Genomic DNA, 14773 nt, shown 5'->3' on the forward strand with positions numbered 1-14773 from the left:
ATTTTGAATTCCCCACTATATTTTTTCTGTGGTATTCCCTTTGGCATACAAAAACACCCCATTTCCTAAACAGTATACCATACTGTCTAACAAATGGGGTGCAGTTCATGAATTGCAGAAACTGTTTTTATCCGTTCACTGGGAATCTGGCAATTATCCCGAAAAATTTGTCCGTCCGATGCACAATTCCACACGAGTTATTTCTGCGTGGGATGGTGATAAGCTGGTCGGGCTGGTTCGCGCGCTTGATGATGGAGAAACAGTCGCATTTTTCCATTATCTTTTGGTGGACCCTGCTTATCAGGGACAGTACATTGGAGATGAGCTGATGAAACGGATCATGAGTTTCTATCAAAATCTTCTGTATGTGAAAGTTATGCCGTCTGATCCTAAAACGATCCCATTTTATGAGCGATATGGCTTTCAACAATATGATAATTACTCTGCAATGGTGCGGAAGCACTTTTTGTGAGTTGGTATGATGGATCGATTTGCAGCGAGCAAGGAAACCGTAAGGAGTACAGAGCATGGATGCAAACTGTACCAGTAAAAGAAGGAAAGTCAAGAGTATGGAAACGGTATACATTGCAGGCGGGTGCCTTTGGGGCGTCCAGCATTTTTTTGACACGGTGCCCGGTGTACGGACGACCGAAGCCGGGAGAGCCAACGGAACAACAAACACGCTGGACGGCCCGTATGATGGATACGCAGAGTGCGTTAAAGTGGTCTTTGATGAGAAATGTACCAGTGTTACAGAGCTTATGGAGCATCTGTTTGAAATCATCGACCCGTACAGCCTGAACAAACAGGGCGTTGATGTTGGAAAAAAGTATCGCACGGGGCTTTACAGCACAAATCCCGGACATCTGGAAGAAGCAAGAGCCTTTATTGACAGCCGGAAGGACCGGGATAAAATCGTTGTGGAAGTGCTGCCGCTGACGAATTACGTCCGGAGTGCAGAGGAGCATCAGCACCATCTGGAGCGGTACCCGGAAGATTGCAGCTACTGTCATATCCCGGATGAAGTCTTAAACAAATACAGGAATCAGTAAGCAAAGGAAAAACGAAAATGCGGGGATTGGGAACGATCATCAATGCGCTGGCCATTGTGATAGGCGGTGTGCAGGGTATTTTGTTCAAACGCTTTCTGAAAGAGCGCTATCAGGATACAATCATCAAAGCCACGGGCTTTTCCGTGGTGTTTCTGGGAGCGGCGGGAACGCTCTCCAAGATACTGACGGTTATGCCAGACGGAACTTTGAGCACCGGTGGCTCTATGGTCATGATTCTATCGCTGGCGTTGGGTGCGCTGCTGGGTGAACTTATTGATCTGGATGCACAGTTTGAACGCTTTGGCGAGTGGCTCAAACACAAGACTGGCAGTGACGGCGACAACCAGTTCGTCAACGGCTTCGTGTCGGCATCCCTGACGGTGAGCATCGGGGCCATGGCCGTCATCGGCTCCATTCAGGATGGCATCTACGGCGACCATTCCACGCTGGTGGCAAAAGCGATTCTGGACTTTATCATTGTGCTCATCATGGCGTCCTCCATGGGCAAGGGCTGCGTGTTTTCATTTATTCCGGTGGCAGTGCTGCAAGGTGCCATGACGGCTCTTGCGGTAGTGCTGTCCGGCTTTATGACGGACGCTGTGCTGAACAATCTCTCGCTGGTAGGAAATATTCTGATTTTTTGTGTGGGCATCAATCTGGTGTGGCCAAGAACCATCAAGGTGGCAAATCTGCTGCCGTCCCTTCTGGTTGCAGTGGCGCTGACGGGGATTTTATGAATCGGAATTTGTTAAATTGGAAAATTAGAATTTAGAGGAGGCAATGCAATGGATATTTCCTATAATTGTGAAAATAAAAAATTTAATTATAGAGTATGTGCCATGATAATCGCGGAAAATAAAATTTTAGCGATGCACGATGAACGTTCACCTTATTTTTATCTTCCGGGTGGAAGAGTTAAGATGGGTGAAACTGCTGAGCAAGCAGTGGTTCGGGAAGTTCAGGAAGAACTTGGTGTAACTCCAAAGATTACACGTCCATTATGGCTCAATCAGGCTTTTTTTACCGAAGATGTGGATAATCTACATTATCATGAACTGTGTATTTATTTTCTGGTGGATATTTCAGAGACAACTCTACTGGAAAGAGGAAACGTCTTTACTCTGACAGAAGGAAAGCATATCCATACTTTTGAATGGCTGGAGTTTGATAGATTGAAAGATGAATATTTTTATCCGCTTTTCCTGAAAAAAGCAATTTACGATCTTCCCGATGAATTCACCCTTCGCACGGAATTAGAGTAACAAATTCGCGTTTATCAAGGTGAACATTTAAGTATTAAAAACGGGAGTGAAACAAATGATGACCATTGCACAGATCATGGAAAAGATGATCGCCTTTTCCGAAGGGAATATCCATGACATCACGCACCTGAGCTGCGTGTGGACCTATGCCAAAACCATTGGTGAGCTGGAGGGGCTGGACGCAGACACGCAGTTTATTCTGGAGGTGGCGGCCATCACCCACGATATCGCCTGCCCGCTCTGCCGCAAAAAGTACGGCAACACCAATGGTAAATATCAGGAGCAGGAGGGTGCCCCGCTGGTGCGGGAGTTCTTGGCGGATACCGGCATGACGGCAGAACAGATCGACCGGGTGGCCTATCTGGTAGGGCACCACCATAGCCCGGCGCAAATCGACGGCATTGACTATCAAATTCTGATTGAGGCGGATTATATCGTCAATGCGTCCGAAAGCGGGTACAGCAAGCAGGTGATCCGAACCTTTATGGAACATACGATGAAGACGGCAGCAGGTATCCGGCTGACGAAAACAGTGTTTGGAGTGTAAAAATGATTCAGAAGCATTGCTTTGAATTCGCCTACATTGATCGTTGCAACTGTTACCACCCGGACGGAAAAGAAGAAAAACCAGCCCACCCATGTGCTGGTGGATTCCAACCCGGCCTTTGAAGAACCGTCCATGATTCTTCTGGAGCAGATCTTCACGATCGATAAATCCCGCATCGAACGCTTTATGGGCTATGCCAGCAAGGCTGAAATGCTCCGCATTGATATGGCTTTGCTGGTCAGTCTGGCTCTGAACGTTCTGAGCGGAAACCGCAGCGAATAGCGGACAACCAGTAACCCGTAAAAATGAGGTGATAGCGATGTAATCGGAGGTGAGTGAGCCATGCGAAAGAGTGCCCCCATTGAAGCGGTGGTACATTACCCCAAAACGAAAGAGGGATGGGACGAACTCGGAAAACGGGTCGCAACCGCCCACGCCAACTATGTGATCGAAAAAATCGACCGTCTGAACTGCCCCACATGGCAGAAGCTCGAATTGCTGCAGGCGGTGATCGATACTATCAAAGGAACCTACAAACCCAAAGAACACCAAAAGCCCGGCTGGCAGCCGAGCCGATAAACAAAGCCCCACGCTCAACATATGCTTTTCTGCTCCGACCAGAGATAGTCAGATTCAGAGGCAGGTTGAGCGTGGGGCTTTTTGTGTTACATAAGTTTTTGGAATTTTGCTGACAAAATAAAATCATTGATTGTTGGCGGCCAATATGGTATTCTTTTTGCAAGGGAAGGTGAAGTGCATGAATCGTCGCAGCGTGAAAATTATGAGAAGAAAAGCCGGGGGAACAGCAGGAAAGAATGCAGAAAAGTATTCGGTCAATCTCCCGGCAGTGTGGCTTCATGCGATGGGACTTTCAAAAGAGGACCGGGTAGAACTTTCTTTTGACGGTGAAAAAATCACAGTCCGACCGCTTGCATCAACAGACCCGGAACTGTTCCGCAGAAATGCAGAACAGAAAGGACATCAGCTGAAAGAATATCGGTATTATGACGGAGATACGTTGTGTACCGTGATTTTGGCAGATTTTACAGCGGAGCAGATCTGCATCGAAAACAAAGTTGACGAAATACTGGATACTGCGTTTGGTGTGAACGAAACGCCCTCATGGGAAGACTTCCTGGCCTTTCTGGCAGACCGATGCATTCCGAAAACACGAAAGGGCTTGGATTACTATCTGGATGCTGTTGGCGTTCCGGAATATGACCCGGTTCTGCTTGTTGAAAAGACGCAGGGAAGAATGGCGGAGGATCACAAATGGCTGGAAATTATTTGACGCTGCATACCAACGACAGGGTTGTGGTGACGACTTCGCGCGGAAATCAGGAAAAATGGTTCGATGCGGAGAAAAATCTCTGGTATAAGGTGGATGATGGCTGCTTTGAGGCACTGGCAGAAGCTGTTTCCAGTGAAGTTCTGCGTAATTCCAGCAAAGCGGGCACGACTGCTATCTGGTCATGCAACTGCAACAGGATGCAGACCCTGCGCTCCGATTTGCCGCCATGCGCTATCTGAATAAGCAGAACATTGCTCCGTCCATTGAGAATTACGAGATCCTGTACCGGGGCAATCTCCCGGAAGGAAAGCGCAGCGTTCCGCAAGCAGAACTGCTGGAGCAGCTGTACCAGAAATTCAACTGTGCCCGCCCCGACGGATTACCATGGGCACAGCCTGTCGGTCAGCGATGTGATCGCACTCAAACGCAATGGCGAGGTGTCTGTGCATTATGTGGACAGCATCGGCTTCAAAGATTTACAGGGGTTTCTGGACAAGCAGCCGGAACGCCATTCGGTACTGATGAATCTCAAGGAAAAGTGCGATGCCCCGGAGTGCAATCCAACCGTCTGCCGGAAAGCGAGGGACGTTCATGAACTTTAACCATGAGGAACTCATGCTGATGATGCTCTACAACTCCGGCACCCGGCTGGGGCTTATCCACGAACTGCGGCTCATGCAGTGCTACCTGATGCCGGATGAAACCGCCCTGCGGGAGTTGTCGGAGGGCGTTATCGAAAAACTGAAACTGCTGACCGATGCAGAGTTTGCCGAACTGGAATTTCCTCCGGACTGATCTTTGCCGCCTGCGGGCGGCGTACATAAAGTATTTTGTTCTTCCAAAAGATATGCTATAATCAAATTAGACAAAATTCCTCTCTTCAAGCGGTTTCTCCGCAATTTTCCTGTGGCTCTGCTCGTATCAAAAATAAGGGACTGATTTTTAATTGTCAGAACGGAGGAACCATTATGGCAATCTTTGAAAAGACCATCCGAAACAAAAACTTTGACAAGCTGCTTCGGAAGCTGGAACAAGAAATCCCGGACAGCAGTTGGTCGGCAGATTTAGAGGCGGGCAGTGATTTCAAAGAGGGCGATGCCCGGTGCAGTGTCCGTGTGTTTGAACGGTACAGCATGATGGGCGGCAACCGCCTGAGTCTGACACTGACCATGTTCCAGAATGCGGACAGTCCGATTCGGCTGTCTGCCATCACCGCAGGAGGCAGTCAAGCGGTGTTCTTCAAGGTGAACACCCTCGGAGAAGAATCTTTTCTGGACGATGTAAAAGACCTGCTGGAAGAAATTTTGGAGGAATAAGATGTTTTACGCTGGAATTGATATGCTGTTCAGCATTCTGTTTCCTATCCTGTTCTTTGTGGTTTTGGGTATGGTCCTATACACCATCATCGGAAATATCAGCACATGGAATAAAAACAACCATTCGCCGCGGCTGACCGTTCCGGCAACGGTTGTGGCAAAGCGCACGGAAGTTTCTCGCCACCATACAGACAATACGATGGCGCATACGTTCACGACCTATTATGTGACCTTTCAGGTAGAGAGCGGCGACCGCATGGAACTTACCGTAAGGGGTTCGGACTACGGAATGCTTGTGGAGGGCGACATTGGAAAGCTGAATTTTCAGGGCACCCGCTATCTTGGGTTTGAGCGGAGCTAAGCGTTCTCCTACATTATATATGGTATCGTATCACATTCACTCATTCTCCTCGGAATGCCTGATGCTGAAATTTTTAGCTTCGACAATGGCACGATTCATCCTTGTCAGTATAAAGATACGGACAGCTACGTTATCACCAAAACATTTGTAATTAATCGGCAGCATTTTTTGAACCAGCTTCTGAACGAAGAGCCGTAATGCAGGGAAAGGACTTTATCTATGAGTGATTCTACGTTGAAAGAGCTTTGGCAGCAGGTCGCAGAAAAGAAGAACTGTGAAGCAAAGCAGAAAGAACTGACCGCCCAGAGAGATACGCTTGCTGACCGCCTGAAAAAGCTGGAAAAATCCAAGCTGGCAGAGCAGGCTGATGTGGACCGTCTGGAGGGACACAGCCTTGCCGCATTTTTCTATCAGGTCATCGGAAAGATGGATGAGAAGCTGGACAAGGAACGGCAGGAAGCCTATGCAGCCCGTGTCAAGTACGATGCGGCTCTCCATGACCTTTCTTCCGTTGATGCTGATTTAGCACAAATTCAAAATAGGTTGGCACGGCTGTCCGATTGCGAAAGGCAGTATCAAGCTGCTCTTTCCGAAAAAATCAAAAGCATCAAAGCATCTGCCCACCCTGCCGCACAGCAGGTTGCAGAAAGCGAAAGCCGCATTGCCGCGCTGAAAGTCCAAAAACGGGAGCTGCTGGAAGCCATCAACGCCGGAAAGACTGCCTTGCACACGGTCAATGAAGTTCTGGAAACTCTCGACAATGCCGAGGGCTGGAGTACATGGGACGTAATGGGCGGTGGTCTAGGGGTGGATCTCGCCAAGTATGCGGAACTGGACGATGCGCAGGAACAAATCGAACAGCTCCAAGTGGAACTGCGGCGGTTCAAAACTGAACTTTCCGATGTTGAAATCACCGCAGACCTTCAGGTTACGGTGGACAGCTTTTTGAAATTTGCGGATTTCTTCTTTGACGGCCTCTTTGCAGACTGGGCAGTTCTGGATCACATCAATCAGGCACAGAGCAGGGTGGAAAACACCAAGGGTCAAATCAAGCGAGTCCTCGCACTTCTGAAAAAGATGCGTGAAGATATTGACGTCCAAATCGCTGACGAAAAAGAGAAGCAGGAGCAGCTTGCGGTGGAAACTGAGCTGTAAGTTTGAAGAGTCCGCTTATGTGATATGATTCGATAAAACCGAATTTGCAGGAGGTGTTTCGATGAAAACAAGAAGGTTTGCTTTATGTCTGGCAACGGTTTTTCTGGTGGCGATTTATATCAATATTCAGAGAAGCCATACTTTCACCCTTTCAAACGATGAAGGCACCATAAAGACAGAACAAATACAGCCACTTTGGGGAACTGTAAAAGTGAGCGGTGATTGTGATACTGAGGTGGTCTTTACCGATGTAGAGACTGGAGAAAAATACAGAATCGGATATATTACACAGGGCGTAACGGAAAGAATCAAACTTGAACGAGGCAAATGGTATAAGGTGGCGGGCGGAGGCAACCTTACACTGAATCCGGTAAACATTCGAGTCGAATAAATGTAAGTTCCTTGCGGGCAGCTATGAAAGCTGAAGCTGAGAAGGAAGTTTGGAATATTCACATAGGAAGGAGTACAGTTCTATGAGTTACGGTTGGGCAACTGTTTTCACTTTAGCGGCATGGTTTGCAGGGCTTGTGATTGATGTAAATGTGCGGGTCGGCGACCTCGGTTTACGAACCGTGCTTCCCGTCATCGTGATGGGGTGCTGCGTTATGAAGTACATAAAGGGCAATAGCAAATAATCTTATCTCGATACACTTTCCAGCGGGCAACCTCAAAACGGTTGCCCGCTATTTTTATACCCTAAAATCTGAAGAAGGAGGTCAAAATGCCAAGCAAAACCGAAGAATATCTCGCCCTTGCCCAGCGCCCGGATGCCACCGCCTGCGCCGACTTTGACATCTGGAACAACCGGATGAACCGCTATGTGCGGTGGACATTCAGGGAAAAATGGCAGAGGGCAAAAGCGTCGGCTACAAAAAGTGGGCGACCAATGACGAAGCAGGGCTTCAAAAGCTGCCGAAGGTCAAGGAGTTGGATGCGGAGTTCTCAGAGCTACTGACAAAAAAGAAGCAGCCTACCCGGACTACCGCAAGGCACGGAACGAGATGCAAGAACTGGTTCGGGCTCAGAAAAACGTAGAACGATTTTTTGCAGAGGAAAAGGACACCACCGAGAAAACACAGACACGTTAAAAAAGTCGCCGAGGAGCTTTCCCGGTTGGGAGGCATCCTCGGCGGATTTTTTAGTTTATATAGCAGCTTTGCGGAGCAATGCGCCTGTTACCCGTATATTTTCCCCACGATCTTTCCGCGTGCTGCGGCGGGCAGGAGTTTGCACAAAAGGCTCAGGAATTTATACTGTGCACCGGCAACATAAACGACTGCCGGGTTCTTTTTCTCCACAATACCGGCGATGTACCGCCCAATGCGTGCCGGGTCCATGCCGTTTTGCTCGTCGTGCTCCATCTGACTGACGCTCCGGGAGATACGCCCGCCGTATTCATCATCGCCGAGAATGCTTTTTTGACGTGCCTTTGTAAAACCGGTGCAGATGTCACCCAATTCTACGACAGTAACATGGATGCCATAGGGCTTGACTTCATTTGCCAGAGCATAAGAGTAAGAGGAAACGGCAGCTTTGCTTGCGGAGTAGAAGGTCTGGAACGGAATGTGTGCTACGGCGGCAACGGAGCTGATGTTCACAATATGCCCCTTCCCTTGATGGTGCAGGAAGGGGAGAACTGCTTTATTCACGTTGACCGTTCCGAAGAAGTTCACATCAAACTGTGCTTTGGCTTGCTCCATGGACGTAAACTCCACCGCACCGGAAATGCCAAAGCCTGCACAGTTGATCACTGCATCAATTTTGGTCTCTTTTTGGATGACCTGCTGCACAGCGGCGTTGACCGCATCTTCATCGGTCACATCGACAGATAGATGGGTGACGCCCTCCATAGGGATACTTCTGCGGCTGAACTCATAGACGACGCAGCCGCTCTCTTTCAGAGCGGATGCCGTGCACCGCCCGATGCCGGAGCTTCCTCCGGTAACAATGACCACCTTGTTGGTTTCTCCCACCATGATTTTCCTCCTGAAAATGTTGATCTGGTTCGAGTATACCGTATCGCAGGGCGGCTGTCTATACGGATAGCCGGATCGTGGAAAAGTACAGGGATCAACTTGCGCAAATTTTCACGCAGATTTTTTACACAGCCAATGCCAATTAGCACTTGAAAACGAAACGCTGCGCAAGTATACTATACTAGCTATACTGTACAAGCTTGATCAAAAATCAGTATGCCAGTTGACCATAAAAGACATACCAGAATTGAAGTGCGCGGCAGAATCAAAACCCTACGAGGATGAAAATGGAATTCGATAGAAGACTTACAGATGAAATCTACACTTCCGATACGGTAAGGCTGGGAAAAGATGCATTTCAGGCCATGCAGGAGACGATCTATCATAATGGCGGTGTCGGAACCATTACCGGGTACTATGATGCCGAATTGTCGATCCTGTCGGTCAGTGATCTGTTGCTGCATAATCTGAACCACAGCTATGCATCCCTGATGGAGCAGACAAAGGGTTCGCTGAAGAATCTTTTCTATAAGAAAGATGCCACATTCCTCGACAATGCGCGCTTTCGTCAGATTCAGGGCGGAGGGGAAGGCCGGATCCTCACGGCAGATGGCTCTCCCGTCTATGTGCGTCTCTACAAAAAAGATGCAGTCGATACGGATGGAACACCGATCTGGATCCTGTCAGTACAGATGAACTGGGCGTATGAGAACCTTGCGCTGGTCAATGAATCCATCCATTCTGCACTATGGTATTTTGAGTGTAATGAAAACGGTGAGATCGTTCATGTGAACTGGAGCCATGCGTTCCGGCAGATCCTTGGTTATCATGACATTCTGGATTTTCCGAACAAATTGGATTCGTGGTCGAACCTTCTGCACCCGGAGGACTATAACCGGGTAATGCAGCTGCTTTTGGAAACGATTGCGGACAAAACCAATACTACAAAATATAATGTTGAGTACCGACTGAAAATGCAGGATGGCCAATACCACTGGTTCCGAGCATCGGCGGAGGTGATACGCCGTCTGGATGGCTCGGCCAATCGAATTGCCGGAATCATCAGCAACATTGACGCGGAAAAAAGAAGCCTGATGCAGGCGCAGCGGGCAGCGGCATTCCACCGCGCATTCACCAGCGCAAACCTCTGCGAATACTATGTAAATCTGGAAAAGAACACCTTTGATACTTTCAAAGTGGAGCCCTCTTTGATGACGGCCTTTGAGCAGAATCACACATGGGATGGACTGGTCCGGTTCTTTGTGGATAACTATGTGGTGGAAGAGGATAAAAAGTCTGTAACGAATTTCTACAATCGCGCCTACATCACGGAAAAATTAAAGGGGCTGGAGACGGAGCTGCGTCAGGAGTGCCGCATCGTTCTGAATGGGAAGGAACGATGGGTCAGCAACGTGGTCATGCGCGGCGAGATCGAAGATTCCGAATATGCGATGATTTTTCTGCGGGACATCACAGAGTCCAAAGCAGAGACGGCACGGCGGATGCAGATGGCCTCAGATAACGCATCGATGGATCTTTTGATCAAGAGTATGGTGCGTCTGCTGGACCGCTTTATCGTCTGCGATCTGGAGAATGACCGGTATCGGTTCTACAATCTGCAAGGCGACATGATCTACGCGCCGACGGGAACCTACCATGATTTTGTGGAGCAGGTGGCTGCAAAGTATAAGACACTGGAACCGCTGGACGCATTGGCCGCTTTGATCTCGCCGGAAAATATCCGCAAGAATTTGCAGGGCGAGAACGACATCTACAAATTTGAATACTGCTCCATAGATGAGAACACCTATAAGATCGCTTCCTTCATTCCGCTGGAGTGGGATGGCACAAAGCTGGTCAAAGCACTGTTGGCCTCTATGGATGTGTCACAGGAGAAAAAGGCCGAGATCGAATCCCATAAGGCACTGAAGGATGCGTACCGGGCGGCGGAAAACGCAAGCCGCGCCAAGACAGAATTTCTCTCCAATATGTCCCATGATATCCGTACACCGATGAATGCAATCGTTGGCTTGACCGCCATTGCGGGCGCGAATATCGAGAGTCAGGACAGGGTGGTCGAGTGCCTTGGCAAGATCACAAAATCGAGCCGTCATCTGTTGGGACTGATCAATGAAGTGCTGGATATGGCCAGAATCGAGAGCGGGCGAATGAGCCTTGCCGAGGAGGATTTCAGCCTGCCGGAGCTGGTCGATAACCTGCTCACCCTCACAAAGCCGGCAATCGACGAGCACAAACATCAGCTCGAAGTCCATGTTGAGCACATCGAGCACGAAGCTGTCTGCGGCGACAGCCTGCGCATCCAGCAGGTCTTTGTGAACCTGATGAGCAACGCCGTCAAGTATACCCCGGATGGAGGAAACATCACCCTTACGATCAAGGAAAAACCGAACGGCTTCTCGGCGCTTGGCTGCTACGAGTTTTCCATCGAGGACAACGGCATCGGGATGACGCCGGAATTCCAGAAAATCATGTTCGAGCCGTTCAGCCGGGCAGACGATCACCGGACGACCAAGGTGCAGGGCACCGGTCTTGGCATGGCCATTGCAAGAAACATCGTCAACCTGATGAATGGTGATATTCAGGTCGAAAGCGCTCCCAACAAGGGAACGAAGATCACGGTCACGGTCTATCTGAAGCTTCAGGAGAACGAGAAGGAACAGGAAAAAGAACTGCTCGATCTGCCGGTACTGGTCGTGGACGATGACAAGACCTGCTGCGAAAGCACCGTTGCGACCCTTCAGGAAATCGGCATAGCGGGCGAATGGGTTCTGACCGGTAAGGAAGCTGTGGAGCGCTGCTATGTGCGTCATGAGACCAACAGCGACTATTTTGCGGTGATTCTGGACTGGCAGATGCCGGAAATGGACGGTATTGCAACCGCCAGAAAAATCCGGGAACGGGTAGGAGAAGAGGTCACGATCATCATCCTGACTTCCTTTGATTTCAGCGAAATTGAAGAAGAAGCCAGAGCGGCGGGCGTGAATGCGTTTATGGCAAAACCGCTGTTCCGTTCCCGTCTGACGGCAACTCTGCGGCAGTTTACATCCGGGAAGAAGGAGAAAAACGCCCGGAACTATCTGGAAGACTTTGCGAAGGAAAACTTTGCGGGCAAGCGGATCCTTCTTGTGGAAGACAATGCGCTGAACCGTGAGATCGCAACCGAGATCATAGGCATGACGGGCGTGACCATTGACATTGCCGAAAACGGAAAAATTGCAGTCGAAAAGGTGATGGAAGCGCCAGAAAAGTGGTACGATCTCATTTTTATGGACATCCAGATGCCCATCATGAATGGTTACGAAGCCACTGCTGCGATCCGTGCGCTTGCCGGCAGCCGGGGCAAAGTGCCCATCATTGCCATGACGGCAAATGCCTTTGCCGAGGACGTGCAGCTGGCAAAGAACACCGGCATGAACGAGCATATCGCCAAACCGCTTGATTTGAATAAGCTGAACGATGTGCTGAAACAGTGGCTGTGATCTGCAATTCAACGTTGTTGCTGTTGCATTAAAAAGTTGAATTGCTATCATTGCCCATCAAAAATACGTTGGTACGTTTTACACTGTGACGATTCAAAAAAACAAAGGAGAGGTGTTTTACTATGATCTACAAAAAGCGATACGGTCAACCCTTTGATACCGAAAGTGTAGTGGGTTCTTTTTTGCCCATGATGGAAACGATACCCTATCTGACCAAGGAGCCGGATGGTTTCTCCTATGCCATGGAGCCGCAGGATGTCCTGTATGGTCTTGGCGAAAACGTCCGTGGTATCAACAAGCGCGGGTGGGTGTACGAAAGCAAATGCTCCGATGACGGCAACCATACCGAGGGCAAATCCTCGCTGTACGGTGCTTATAATTTTATGATCGTGTCCGGCAAGGATACATTTGGCTTTTTTATCGACTACCCGGGCAAGGTCACCTTTGACTGCGGCTACACCGACATGGATACCTTACGCATCACGGTGGCCGAGGAAAATTACGATTTCTACATCATTGAGGGCGAAAGCCTGACCGATATTGTGCACCAGTTCCGCCAGTTGGTGGGACGCAGTTATATTCCGCCCAAATGGGCTTTTGGCAACGCCCAGAGCCGCTGGAGCTACATGAACGAGGACGAGGTCCGCGAGGTGGTGGCAAATTACCGTTCCAATAATATGCCGCTGGACGCTGTGGTTCTGGATATTGATTACATGGAGCGTTACAAGGACTTTACGGTGGATGCGCAGCGCTTCCCGCGTTTTGCGGACTTTGCCGCCGAGATGAAAGCGCAGGGCATCCATCTTGTCCCCATCATCGATGCAGGAGTCAAGGTCGAAGAGGGATATGATGTGTACGAGGAAGGCGTGAAAAACGGCTACTTCTGCACGAATCAGGATGGCACCCCCTTTGTAGCCGGTGTGTGGCCGGGACGGGTACACTTCCCCGATATGCTCAACCCGGAAGCCCGCGCTTGGTTTGGCAGTCAATATAAAGTTCTGCTGGATCAGGGGATCGAGGGCTTCTGGAATGATATGAACGAGCCTGCTATCTTCTACGCAGAGGAAAGACTGAAAAAGACTTTTGCCCAAATTGGGGAATACAACAAGCAAAACCTGGATATTTCCAGCTTTGGTGCTTTTACCGGCATGGTGGCAGAGCTTTCCAACAACGAAAACGATTATAAGATGTTCTACCACAACACCAAACAGGGGCGTATGCGGCACGACAAGGTACATAATCTTTTTGGTTATAACATGACCCGTGCTGCAGGCGAGGCTTTTGAGCGGCTGGAGCCGGACAAGCGCATTTTGATGTACTCCCGTTCTGCCTGCATCGGGATGCACCGGTATGGCGGCATCTGGACCGGCGACAACCATTCTTGGTGGAGCCACATTCTGCTTGCGCTGCACATGATGCCCTCCCTGAATATGTGCGGCTTCCTGTACGAAGGCCCCGACATTGGCGGCTTTGGCAGCAATACCACGGAGGATCTGGTGCTGCGCTGGTACGGCTTGGGCATCTTCTCTCCGCTGCTGCGGAACCACTCTGCCAACGGCACCCGCCGGCAGGAACCCTACCGCTTTAAGAACAAGGCCGCCTTTGCCGGTATTTTACAGCTGCGCTACCTGCTGCTGCCCTACATTTACAGCGAGTACATGAAAGCTGCCCTGCACGACGGCATGTACAGTATGCCGTTGGCGTTCGCCTTCCCGGAGGACGACTTTGCCCGCCGGGTAGAGGATGAGGTGATGATCGGTGAAAGCCTGTTGATCGCCCCGGTATATGAGCAAAATGCCCGAGGTCGGTATGTTTATCTGCCGGAGGAGATGCTGCAGGTGCGGGTAAAGTGCAGCGAAAGCAACCGCATGGAAACCAGCGTGCTGCCGGCAGGCCATCATTACATTCCGGTGGAGCTGGATGAAGTGGTGTTCTTTATGCGCAAGGGACACCTTCTGCCCCTTGCCAAGGACGGCAAAAAGATCCAGAGCGTTGCCGATGTGGATTTTGCAGATCTGCGCCTGCTTGCCTATGCTCCCGATGGTGCATCCTATGAATACTATACCGATGACGGCGAGACAAAGGATTATGATAAGCCGGAACATTTTGTGCAGATCACGCTGGATGCGGATGGAAACGCAAAGAGCGATCGTGCTACGGTCAAAGTAGAAGGATAATCGTCAGTCATTACGCAGTTCCTACAGAGTGGCAGCGTTTCAGCTTGAAATGCTGTCACTCTTTTTTGTTGTCTGAACCACAGAGATCTGTTCTGTTTGAGCTGTTTCATGAAGTCGTCGGGTACCCGCTGTGTGC

At 49.7% G+C, this 14773-nt stretch carries 20 protein-coding genes and 2 pseudogenes; 21 read left to right on the plus strand and 1 reads right to left on the minus strand.

The window, feature by feature from the left end; all coding sequences use genetic code 11:
• Positions 1–40: 40 nt before the first annotated feature.
• From DXA70_RS04280 to DXA70_RS14105, 19 genes and pseudogenes are all read left to right on the plus strand, one after another.
• Positions 41–472, plus strand: a complete 432-nt coding sequence (locus tag DXA70_RS04280) for a GNAT family N-acetyltransferase (RefSeq protein ID WP_243001075.1) — start codon at positions 41–43, stop codon at positions 470–472.
• A 97-nt stretch (positions 473–569) separates the two neighbouring features.
• Positions 570–1052, plus strand: coding sequence for a peptide-methionine (S)-S-oxide reductase (locus DXA70_RS04285; protein WP_097774964.1), 483 nt, complete (start codon positions 570–572; stop codon positions 1050–1052).
• A 17-nt stretch (positions 1053–1069) separates the two neighbouring features.
• Entirely contained in the window at positions 1070–1789 is a 720-nt protein-coding gene (locus DXA70_RS04290; protein WP_128117702.1) for a DUF554 domain-containing protein, read from the plus strand.
• A 48-nt stretch (positions 1790–1837) separates the two neighbouring features.
• Positions 1838–2314, plus strand: coding sequence for an NUDIX domain-containing protein (locus DXA70_RS04295; RefSeq protein ID WP_128117703.1), 477 nt, complete (start codon positions 1838–1840; stop codon positions 2312–2314).
• A gap of 55 nt (positions 2315–2369) precedes the next feature.
• Positions 2370–2861 (plus strand): HD domain-containing protein, encoded by a 492-nt coding sequence (locus DXA70_RS04300; RefSeq protein WP_128117704.1) that lies wholly within the window; start codon positions 2370–2372, stop codon positions 2859–2861.
• Between the two features lie 21 nt (positions 2862–2882).
• Complete coding sequence (locus DXA70_RS04305) at positions 2883–3143, plus strand: type II toxin-antitoxin system PemK/MazF family toxin (protein WP_243001077.1); 261 nt, start codon at positions 2883–2885, stop codon at positions 3141–3143.
• A 60-nt stretch (positions 3144–3203) separates the two neighbouring features.
• Positions 3204–3440, plus strand: coding sequence for a hypothetical protein (locus DXA70_RS04310; protein ID WP_128117705.1), 237 nt, complete (start codon positions 3204–3206; stop codon positions 3438–3440).
• A 178-nt stretch (positions 3441–3618) separates the two neighbouring features.
• Entirely contained in the window at positions 3619–4152 is a 534-nt protein-coding gene (locus tag DXA70_RS04315) for an AbrB/MazE/SpoVT family DNA-binding domain-containing protein (RefSeq protein WP_128117706.1), read from the plus strand.
• Positions 4134–4391, plus strand: a complete 258-nt coding sequence (locus tag DXA70_RS04320) for a hypothetical protein (protein WP_128117707.1) — start codon at positions 4134–4136, stop codon at positions 4389–4391. The genes DXA70_RS04315 and DXA70_RS04320 overlap by 19 nt, the downstream gene beginning before the upstream one ends.
• Positions 4379–4453 (plus strand): annotated as a pseudogene (locus tag DXA70_RS15045) (hypothetical protein); the annotation flags it as partial. The gene DXA70_RS04320 and the pseudogene DXA70_RS15045, both read left to right, overlap by 13 nt.
• Positions 4454–4514: 61 nt before the next feature.
• Positions 4515–4754: a YodL domain-containing protein gene (locus DXA70_RS15050; RefSeq protein ID WP_278321312.1), complete on the plus strand. Its 240-nt coding sequence runs from the start codon at positions 4515–4517 to the stop codon at positions 4752–4754.
• On the plus strand, positions 4744–4947 hold the full coding sequence (locus DXA70_RS04330; RefSeq protein ID WP_128117708.1) for a transposon-transfer assisting family protein: 204 nt from the start codon (positions 4744–4746) through the stop codon (positions 4945–4947). Before DXA70_RS15050 ends, DXA70_RS04330 begins: the two co-directional genes overlap by 11 nt.
• Positions 4948–5120: 173 nt before the next feature.
• Entirely contained in the window at positions 5121–5468 is a 348-nt protein-coding gene (locus DXA70_RS04335; RefSeq protein WP_097793435.1) for a DUF6054 family protein, read from the plus strand.
• Position 5469: 1 nt separating this feature from the next.
• Positions 5470–5829 (plus strand): DUF2500 domain-containing protein, encoded by a 360-nt coding sequence (locus DXA70_RS04340; RefSeq protein ID WP_128117709.1) that lies wholly within the window; start codon positions 5470–5472, stop codon positions 5827–5829.
• A gap of 219 nt (positions 5830–6048) precedes the next feature.
• Positions 6049–6984, plus strand: coding sequence for a hypothetical protein (locus tag DXA70_RS04350; RefSeq protein ID WP_128117710.1), 936 nt, complete (start codon positions 6049–6051; stop codon positions 6982–6984).
• 61 nt (positions 6985–7045) lie between these two features.
• Complete coding sequence (locus DXA70_RS04355) at positions 7046–7375, plus strand: hypothetical protein (RefSeq protein ID WP_097778305.1); 330 nt, start codon at positions 7046–7048, stop codon at positions 7373–7375.
• A gap of 82 nt (positions 7376–7457) precedes the next feature.
• Positions 7458–7619, plus strand: a complete 162-nt coding sequence (locus DXA70_RS13730; protein WP_165852876.1) for a hypothetical protein — start codon at positions 7458–7460, stop codon at positions 7617–7619.
• Positions 7620–7705: 86 nt separating this feature from the next.
• On the plus strand, positions 7706–7939 hold the full coding sequence (locus tag DXA70_RS13580; protein ID WP_158565132.1) for a hypothetical protein: 234 nt from the start codon (positions 7706–7708) through the stop codon (positions 7937–7939).
• Positions 7873–8072 (plus strand): annotated as a pseudogene (locus tag DXA70_RS14105) (relaxase); the annotation flags it as partial. The gene DXA70_RS13580 and the pseudogene DXA70_RS14105, both read left to right, overlap by 67 nt.
• Positions 8073–8159: 87 nt before the next feature.
• Here DXA70_RS14105 and DXA70_RS04365 read toward each other — a convergent pair.
• Entirely contained in the window at positions 8160–8960 is an 801-nt protein-coding gene (locus tag DXA70_RS04365; RefSeq protein ID WP_128117711.1) for an SDR family oxidoreductase, read from the minus strand.
• Between the two features lie 287 nt (positions 8961–9247).
• Here DXA70_RS04365 and DXA70_RS04375 point away from each other — a divergent pair, with 287 nt between their 5' ends.
• Positions 9248–12460 (plus strand): PAS domain-containing hybrid sensor histidine kinase/response regulator, encoded by a 3213-nt coding sequence (locus DXA70_RS04375; protein ID WP_128117712.1) that lies wholly within the window; start codon positions 9248–9250, stop codon positions 12458–12460.
• Positions 12461–12582: 122 nt separating this feature from the next.
• Positions 12583–14637, plus strand: a complete 2055-nt coding sequence (locus tag DXA70_RS04380) for a TIM-barrel domain-containing protein (protein WP_128117713.1) — start codon at positions 12583–12585, stop codon at positions 14635–14637.
• The last annotated feature ends 136 nt before the right edge of the window (positions 14638–14773 follow it).

Source organism: Faecalibacterium sp. OF04-11AC, assembly GCF_003460645.1.
In the GTDB taxonomy this organism is placed as follows: Bacteria; Bacillota; Clostridia; order Oscillospirales; family Ruminococcaceae; genus Faecalibacterium; species Faecalibacterium prausnitzii_I.